The organism is Streptomyces sp. NRRL B-24572 (assembly GCF_002156145.1).
Classification (GTDB): Bacteria; Actinomycetota; Actinomycetes; order Streptomycetales; family Streptomycetaceae; genus Streptomyces; species Streptomyces vietnamensis.
In genome coordinates this window covers 1-8,188 of sequence record NZ_MWIG01000879.1, presented here as the reverse complement: position 1 = coordinate 8,188, position 8,188 = coordinate 1, and the positions used below count along the sequence as shown (strand labels likewise).

At 69.7% G+C, this 8,188-nt stretch carries 7 protein-coding genes; 2 read left to right on the top strand and 5 right to left on the bottom strand.

Annotated features, from left to right (window positions below):
* Positions 1–573: site-2 protease family protein (locus tag CCN56_RS37585; protein ID WP_256962376.1), on the bottom strand; the 573-nt coding region annotated here is incomplete at its 3' end.
* 181 nt (positions 574–754) lie between these two features.
* On the opposite strand from CCN56_RS37585, the gene CCN56_RS37580 reads away from it, so the two are divergent.
* Together CCN56_RS37580 and CCN56_RS37575 are read left to right on the top strand one after the other, a co-directional pair.
* Complete coding sequence (locus tag CCN56_RS37580; RefSeq protein WP_256962375.1) at positions 755–1,657, top strand: PD-(D/E)XK nuclease family protein; 903 nt, start codon at positions 755–757, stop codon at positions 1,655–1,657.
* Between the two features lie 48 nt (positions 1,658–1,705).
* Positions 1,706–2,383 (top strand): response regulator transcription factor, encoded by a 678-nt coding sequence (locus tag CCN56_RS37575; RefSeq protein ID WP_030691890.1) that lies wholly within the window; start codon positions 1,706–1,708, stop codon positions 2,381–2,383.
* Between the two features lie 75 nt (positions 2,384–2,458).
* Here CCN56_RS37575 and CCN56_RS37570 read toward each other — a convergent pair whose 3' ends face one another.
* The 4 genes from CCN56_RS37570 to CCN56_RS37555 form a co-directional block, all read right to left on the bottom strand.
* Positions 2,459–4,042: an ABC transporter substrate-binding protein gene (locus CCN56_RS37570; RefSeq protein WP_086832174.1), complete on the bottom strand. Its 1,584-nt coding sequence runs from the start codon at positions 4,040–4,042 to the stop codon at positions 2,459–2,461.
* 67 nt (positions 4,043–4,109) lie between these two features.
* Positions 4,110–5,699: an ABC transporter substrate-binding protein gene (locus CCN56_RS37565; RefSeq protein WP_086832173.1), complete on the bottom strand. Its 1,590-nt coding sequence runs from the start codon at positions 5,697–5,699 to the stop codon at positions 4,110–4,112.
* Positions 5,700–6,143: 444 nt separating this feature from the next.
* Positions 6,144–6,842: an HAD family phosphatase gene (locus CCN56_RS37560; RefSeq protein ID WP_086832172.1), complete on the bottom strand. Its 699-nt coding sequence runs from the start codon at positions 6,840–6,842 to the stop codon at positions 6,144–6,146.
* Between the two features lie 149 nt (positions 6,843–6,991).
* Positions 6,992–8,188, bottom strand: a 1,197-nt coding sequence (locus tag CCN56_RS37555) for a vitamin B12 dependent-methionine synthase activation domain-containing protein (protein ID WP_179200131.1), incomplete at its 5' end; no start/stop codon positions are given.

Here is an 8,188-nt window from a genome sequence, read left to right as displayed (position 1 = left end):
GACGAGGACGAGGACGGCGAGGGCGCGGCCGGCCCAGGCGGCGGCGACGGTGCCGCTCATGGGCTTGCCGGTGATCTTCCAGACGATCGCGCGGAGCATGCGGCCGCCGTCGAGGGGGAGGCCGGGGAGCAGGTTGAAGATCGCGACGATCAGGTTGGAGATCATCAGGCCGCCGAGGAGGACGGCGGGGACGGTGCCGGGTTCGACGGCGTAGAGGGAGAGGTAGAACGCGCCGGCGAGGACGAGGGAGAGGAGGGGGCCGACGAAGGCGAGGACGAATTCGCGGCCGGGGGTCTCGGCCTCCTTCTCGATCTCGGAGACGCCGCCGAAGAACTGGAGCTGGATGCGGCGCACCGGGAGTTCGAAGCGGAGCGCGGCGATGGTGTGGGCCAGTTCGTGGACGAGCACGGAGGCGTAGAAGGCGACGGCGAAGAAGAGGGAGACGAGGTAGCGTGCGGCGCCGAGCTCGGGCAGGACGCGGTCGATCTGGTCGCCGAAGACCCAGGTGATGAGGGCGGCGACGACGAACCAGCTGGGGGCGACGTAGACGGGCACGCCGAAGGGCCGTCCCATGAGGATCCCGCCGCCGGGCTCCTCGGTCCGCTGCGGCTTGGGCTCGTCCTGGTTCACGGGTTCCTTTCGTCGCGTGGTGTGACCCGCGTCGGATGTGTCACGGTTCGATCATGCAGTGCGACGGGGTCCCAGGTCGATGGTATTCCGCTCGCTGTCGGCGGCGGGTCGTAGGGTCTTCGTCATGAGTACGAGCGAGCAGCTGCCGGCGGAGCCGCGGGCGCCCATGTCGTTGTCGCCCTCTCGGGCGAGCGATTTCATGCAGTGTCCCCTGCTGTACCGGTTCCGGGTGATCGACCGGCTGCCGGAGAAGCCGAGTGCGGCGGCGACGCGGGGCACGCTGGTGCACGCGGTCCTGGAGCGGCTCTTCGACGATCCGGCGGTGGAGCGGACGGCTTCGCGGGCGAAGTCGATGGTTCCGGGGCAGTGGGAGCGGCTCCTGGAGTCGAAGCCGGAGCTGGGCGAGCTGTTCGCGGAGGATCCGGGCGGGGAGCGTCTCGCGGGCTGGCTGGACGAGGCGGAGCGGCTGGTCGAGCGGTGGTTCACGCTGGAGGATCCGACGCGTCTGGAGCCGGCCGAGCGTGAGCTGTTCGTGGAGACGGAGCTGGATTCGGGGCTGCGGCTGCGGGGTGTGATCGACCGGGTCGACGTGGCGCCCTCGGGCGAGGTGCGGATCGTCGACTACAAGACGGGGAAGGCGCCGCGGCCGGAGTACCGGGACGGTGCGCTGTTCCAGATGACGTTCTACGCGCTGGTGGTGTGGCGGCTGAAGCGGGTGATCCCGCGGCGGCTGCAGCTGGTGTACCTGGGCAGCGGGGAGGTGCTGACGTACGACCCGGTGGAGGCGGATCTGCTGCGGGTGGAGCGGAAGCTGCTCGCGCTGTGGGACGCGATCCGTCTTGCGACGGAGTCGGGTGACTGGCGGCCGCGGCCGACGAAGCTGTGTGGCTGGTGTGACCATCAGGCGGTCTGTCCGGAGTTCGGGGGGACTCCCCCGGTCTATCCGTTGAAGATCGTTTCCGCGCGCCCGCCGGAGTCGGGCGAATCCGGGCAGGGCAGAATGGACCCGGCCCAGCCGTCTTCCTGAGCCCAGCACCCGTGAAGGAGCTGAGCACAGCCCCGTGAAGGAGCCCTTGTGACGATCCGCGTCCTGTTGGTCGACGATCAGCCGCTGCTGCGGACCGGCTTCCGGATGATTCTGGAGGCGGAGCAGGACATCGCGGTGGTGGGCGAGGCCGGGGACGGTCTGCAGGCGCAGGAGCAGGTGCGCGCGCTGCAGCCGGACGTGGTGCTGATGGACATCCGTATGCCGCGGATGGACGGGGTGGAGGCGACCCGGCAGATCACGGGTCCGGGGCGGGACGGCCCGGCGAAGGTGCTGGTCCTGACGACCTTCGATCTGGACGAGTACGTGGTGGAGGCGCTGCGGGCGGGGGCGAGCGGCTTCCTCCTGAAGGACGCCCCGGCGAACGAGCTGGTGCAGGCGATCCGGGTGGTGGCGGCGGGCGAGGCGATGCTGGCGCCGTCGATCACGCGCCGGCTGCTCGACAAGTACTCGGCGCATCTGCCGACGGGCGAGGAGCAGGTGCCGGACACGCTGAACACCTTGACCGACCGTGAGGTGGAGGTGCTGAAGCTGGTGGCGCGGGGCCTGTCGAACGCGGAGATCGCGGCGGACCTGTTCGTCAGCGAGACGACGGTGAAGACGCACGTGGGTCATGTGCTGACGAAGCTGGGGCTGCGGGACCGGGTGCAGGCCGCGGTGTACGCGTACGAGAGCGGTCTGGTGCGGCCGGGGGCCGGCGGCCAGTAGCCGCGAGGACGACGGACGACGACAGGGGCCCGGTGCGCGTGGTGCGCGCCGGGCCCCTGTGCGTGGACCGGGGGGTCAGCCCTTGCGGATCTCCCAGAAGCGGAAGACGGTCGAGGCGTCGAGGGTCCATTCGAGGCCGGTGACGTCGTCGCGGGCGACGGCGTACTGCTTGCCCTGCCAGAGCGGCAGCAGCGGGAGTTCCTCGGCGACGAGGTCCTGGAGCTTTCCGTACTCGTCGGCGGTGGCGGCGCGGTCGGCGATGCCGGCGGTCTTCGGGATGAGGTTGCCGGTGATGGTGGCGTTCTCGTAGTGGTTGCCGAGGACGTTGCCCTCGCCGAAGAAGGGGCTGGTGAAGTTGTCCGCGTCGGGGTAGTCGGGGACCCAGCCCTTGACGTAGACGCCGTACTTGCCGGCGGCGATGTCCTTCTCGTACTGCTCGTAGGGGACGGACTTGACGTCGACGTCGAAGAGGCCGCTCGCGTTGAGCTGCTCGGCGATGGCCTTGAGCTCCTGGTCGGTGGCCGGGCCGTAGCGGCTGGGGGTGGACCAGAGGGTGAGCTTCACCTTGTCGGTGATGCCGGAGGCGCGGAGGGCCTTCTTCGCCTTGGCCCTGTCGGGGGTGCCGTAGGTGTCGTAGAAGGCGGTGTTGTGTCCGGCGATGCCGGCCGGGACGATCGAGTAGAGCGGGGTGGCCGTCGACTTGTAGACGTGCTCGACGAGGGCCTCGCGGTCGACGAGGTGGGCGATGGCCTTGCGGACGCCGAGCTTGCCGACGACCGGGTCGTCCATGTTGAAGACGAGGTGCTGGACCTCGGCGCTGCTGCCCTGGACGACCTCGATGCCCTTGTCGGCCGTGCTGGCGGAGTTCTCGAGGGCGGCGATGTCGTCGGCGGAGAGGCCTCGGTAGGCGACGTCTATGTCGCCGTCGGTGAAGGCCTTGGAGAGGGCGGTGCGGTCGCCCTTGTAGAGCTTGAGGGTGACCGCGCCGTTCTTGGGCTTGGCGTTGCCCTTGTAGCCGGGGTTGGCGGAGAAGGTGGCCTCGGTGTCGCTGAAGGAGTCCAGCTTGTACGGGCCGGAGCCGGTGGCCTTGCCGTCGGTGCGCAGCGCGTCGGCGGGGTAGTCGCGGTGGTCGACGATGGAGCCGGCGCCGGAGGCGATCTTGCTGGGGAAGGTGGCGTCCGGGACCTTGAGGCGGAAGACGACGGTCCGCTCGTCCGGGGTCTCGATCTTGTCGATGGTGGAGAGCAGCGGCGCCGGGCCGGAGGGGTCGGCGATCTTGAGGGCGCGCTCGAAGGAGAACTTGACGTCCTCCGAGGTGAGCTTGTTGCCGTTGGAGAAGGTGAGGCCCTCGCGCAGGGTGCAGGTGTAGACCTTGCTGCCCGAGGAGAAGTCGCACTCTTCGGCGGCATCGGGCTCGGGCGCGAGGCCTCCCTTGGGGAAGGCGAGGAGGGACTGGAAGACGTTGTTGAACAGCAGCCAGGAGCCGGGGTCGTAGCCGGCCGCCGGGTCGGTGGCGAGGATCTCGTCGGACATGCCGACGCGTACTCCGCCTCCGGAGCCTCCGGAGCCGCTTCCCTGCTCGGTGCCGCAGCCGCTGAGGAGGGCGGCGGACAGACCCGCGGCGAGGGGGGCCGTCAGCCACTTGTTTCGTGCCTTCACAGAACTTGCCTCTTGATCTCTTGTCAGGCCGGCCGCGCGTTGGTGCGCGGCCGGGACAACGAAGGGGTCAGGCGGTGCCGCGGCCCAGTTCCCACAGCAGCAGGTCGGAGGAGGTGTTGAGGGCGTACTCGACTCCGTTGAGGTCGCTGCGGGCGGCGACGTACTGCTTGCCCTGCCACAGGGGCAGGACGGGGACGTCCTCGGCGACGATCTTCTGGATCTGCGCGTAGACGGGGCTTGCGGCGTTGCGGTCGGCCTGGCGGCGCGAGCGCGGGATGAGCTTCTCGCGAACGGTCTTGTTCACGTAGGGGGTGTTGAGGAAGTTGTCGCTGTCGAGGAACGGCGCGACGTAGTTGTCCGGGTCCGGGTAGTCCGGGAACCAGCCGAGGCCGTAGACGGCGTAGTCGCCGCGCTTCTGGGCCGTGCGGAACTGGGACCACTCGGCGCCCTTGACGGTGGCGTCGAAGAGCTCGCTGGCGATGAGCTGCTTCTTGAGCGCCTCGAACTCCTGGGCGGTCTCGGCGCCGTAGTGGTCGGTGGTGTAGTTCAGGGTCACCTTGACCGGGGTCTTGACGCCCGCGTCCTTGAGGATCTTCGCGGCGCGGGCGGGGTCGGGCTCGCCGTACTCGTCGAAGAAGGGGGTGGCGTGGCCGGTGATGCTGGAGGGGATCAGCGAGTAGAGCGGCTCGGCGGTGGGGCCGTAGACGAGGTTGACGAGGGCTCCCCGGTCGACGACGGCGGCCATGGCCTGGCGCACGGCCTTCTCCTCGACGGAGGGGGCCTTGGTGTTGAAGCCGAGGTAGCGGATCTCCAGGCCGGGGACCTCGGTGACGCGGATGTCGTCCTTGGGCGTCTCGGTGAGGTCCTTGATCTGCTTCTGCGACAGGGAGCGGGCCATCATGTCGATGTCGTCGCTCTCCAGGGCCGCGCCCATGGCCTCGGCGTCGGCGTAGGGGCGCAGCTCGACCTTGTCGTTGCGCAGGGTGACGTCGCCCTTGTAGGCCGGGTTCTTGGTGAAGACGAAGCGGGTGGCCTTGTCGCCCTCGCGCTCGACCTTCATGGTGTACGGGCCCGAGCCGTCGACGTCGAAGCCGTCGCGGAGCTTGTCGGCGGCGTACTTGTCCTTGCTGAGGATGCCGGCGACGGGGGTGGAGAGCTTGTACGGGAAGGTGGCGTCGGGGGTCTTGAGGTGGAAGACGATTCCGTCGGTGCCCTGGGTCTCGACGGTGTCGATGTTCGAGAGGAGGGCGGCCGTGCCGTTGTCCGACTTGATCTTCAGGACGCGCTCGATGGAGAACTTGACGTCCTCGGCCGTGAGGGGGGTGCCGTCGGCGAAGGTGAGGCCCTCGCGGAGCGTGCAGCGGTAGCTCTCGCTGGCCTTGTCGGAGAAGCCGCAGCTCTGGGCGGCCTCGGGGACGGGCTCGCCGCCGCCGCGGGGCACGTGCAGCAGGGTCTGGACGGTCTGGCGGAGGATGTTCCAGGCGCCGGTGTCGTAGGCGTAGGCCGGGTCGAGCGGGGCGGGGGCGTCCTCCGTCGCGATGAACTGGTCCGTGGTGCCGACGGTTATCGCCCGTCCGTCCTCCGCTCCGCCGCAGGCGGCGAGCAGGGGGGCGAGCAGTCCGGCCACGGCCGGCAGCACCAGGGTCTTGCGGTTCATCAGGGACGATCTCCTCATCCGGCACTGGGGTACAGCGGTCAGTGGAACTCCGCCGCCTGCCGCCCGGTCGGGGCGGGAGCGATCGGGCCGGGTGTTGCGATCGGTCCTGTGTTCACGGCGACTTGGGTATGCGCCGGTGTACGCGGTTATGCGGCGAAGTACTCGCGAAAGATTAGTGCGCGGCGCCGGCATCGCTTGACCGGGGCCGTACAGGGACGTAATCGAAGAGTGATCATGAATGCATGGGTCTCGATACCCATGCGCCGGACGTTGCGGACGATGGTCACCCAATCGGGACACAGGGGGCGCCGAAACATCCGGTTTTGAGACACGGAACGAGAACGGGCCACCCGCCGTCCGGCACTCTGAGTGACCAAGGTCACGTGGGTGCTTTTCGGCGAATGGCCCGCTCGCTTTAGCCGGATCGCTTTCCTCAGATAAAGCTCAAATTCGCGTGATCAAGGTCCGCAGGAACGGCACGTCGACTTCTTCGAGGGAGCGCACGACGACCCGGCCCGGGGAGGGCGCGATCGGGGCGACGGAGGGCACCGCGACGACCCGGCAGCCGGCCGCCTCGGCGGCCGCCACACCGGTCGCGGTGTCCTCGATGACGGCGCAGAGCGCGGGGTCGGCGCCGACGCCCTGGGCGGCCGTCAGGTACGGCTCGGGGTGCGGCTTGGTGCGGACGACCTCGTCGCCGGCGACGGTGAGGGTGAAGCGGTCGCGGCCGAGCGAGGCGAGGACCCGGTCGATGATCTGCCGGTGCGAGGCGGAGACCAGGGCGGTGGGGATGGAGTGCCGGTGCAGCTCGGCGAGCAGCCGCTCGGCGCCGGGCATGAGGGGGACGCCCCGGGAGATGCGCTGCTCGAACTTCTCGTTGAGCAGGACGGTCAGCTCTTCGAGGGTGATGTCGGCGCCCGTGGACTCGATGAGGTAGCCCGCGCTGCGGGTCATGGGTCCGCCGACGACGACGTCCCGCCAGGCCTCGTCGAGACGGTGCCCGAGGTCGGCGAAGACCTCGACCTCGGCGTCCCACCAGAACCCCTCCGTGTCGACGAGGGTCCCGTCCATGTCGAGGAAGACCGCCTGCAGGGCGGAGCTGCCGTTCGTACGGAACAGGGACGCGGGGACCGTACTGGTCATCCGGCACACCTCCATGGAGGGACGAGAAGGCCGGCCCCCTCCCCGGTACGGGGAGGAAGACCGGCCTGCACTGGACCGACAAGTGTACGTCGCGATCACCGTGAACGCGCGGATTTACCCCGCGCGGTCGACGGCCGGTCGTCGGACGGTCACCGTGCGTTGAAGTACTTCGCCTCGGGGTGGTGGATGACGATGGCGTCGGTGGACTGCTCCGGGTGGAGCTGGAACTCCTCGGAGAGGTGGACGCCGATCCGCTCCGGCCGCAGCAGGTCCGCGATCTTCGCGCGGTCCTCCAGGTCGGGGCAGGCGCCGTAGCCGAGCGAGAAGCGCGCGCCTCGGTACTTGAGGTCGAACATGTCCTCGACGTTCTCGGGGTCCTCCCCGCCGAAGCCGAGCTCGGCGCGGACGCGGGCGTGCCAGTACTCGGCGAGGGCCTCGGCGAGCTGGACGGAGAGGCCGTGCAGCTCCAGGTAGTCGCGGTAGGAGTCGGACTCGAAGAGCTTGGCCGTGGCCTCGCCGATCTTCGAGCCGACGGTGACGACCTGGAGGCCGACGACGTCGGTCTCGCCGGACTCCTCCGGGCGGAAGAAGTCCGCGAGGCAGAGCCGGCGGCCGCGGCGCTGGCGCGGGAAGGAGAACCGGGTCCGCTCGTTGCCCGCCTCGTCCAGGATGATCAGGTCGTCGCCCTTGGAGACGCAGGGGAAGTAGCCGTGGACGACGGCCGCCTCCAGGAGGTTCTCGGTGTGGAGGCGCTCCAGCCAGCCGCGCAGCCGGGGCCGGCCCTCGGTCTCGACGAGCTCCTCGTACGCCGGTCCGTCGCCGGCCCGGTTCTGCTTGAGGCCCCACTGGCCCTTGAAGAGGGCGCCCTCGTCGAGCCAGGACGCGTAGTCCTTCAGCGGGATGCCCTTGACGACGCGGGTGCCCCAGAAGGGCGGGGTCGGCACCGGGTTGTCGACGGCCACGTCGGAGCGGCCGCCGGGCTCCGGCTCGTCGACCTGGAGGGCGGCGGTGGTGCCGGTCTTGGCGACCCGGCGCTGCTTCAGCTCGGGGAGTACGGCTCCGGGGACGCCGCGCTTGACGCCGATGAGCGCGTCCATGAGGCGCAGGCCCTCGAAGGCGTCGCGGGCGTAGCGGACCTCGCCCTGGTAGATCTCGTGGAGGTCCTGCTCGACGTAGGCGCGGGTCAGGGCGGCGCCGCCGAGGATCACGGGGTACTTGGCGGCCAGCCCCCGGCCGTTGAGCTCCTCCAGGTTCTCCTTCATGATCACGGTGGACTTCACCAGGAGGCCCGACATGCCGATGACGTCGGCGTTGTGTTCCTCGGCGGCCTCCAGGATCGCGGAGAC

What these genes read in the sequence shown, in the direction of transcription:
- CCN56_RS37580 (WP_256962375.1), top strand. Translation starts at nt 755, where the DNA reads ATGAGTACGAGCGAGCAGCTGCCGGCGGAGCCGCGGGCGCCCATGTCG.
- CCN56_RS37560 (WP_086832172.1), bottom strand. Translation starts at nt 6,842, where the DNA reads ATGACCAGTACGGTCCCCGCGTCCCTGTTCCGTACGAACGGCAGCTCC.
- CCN56_RS37565 (WP_086832173.1), bottom strand. Translation starts at nt 5,699, where the DNA reads ATGAACCGCAAGACCCTGGTGCTGCCGGCCGTGGCCGGACTGCTCGCC.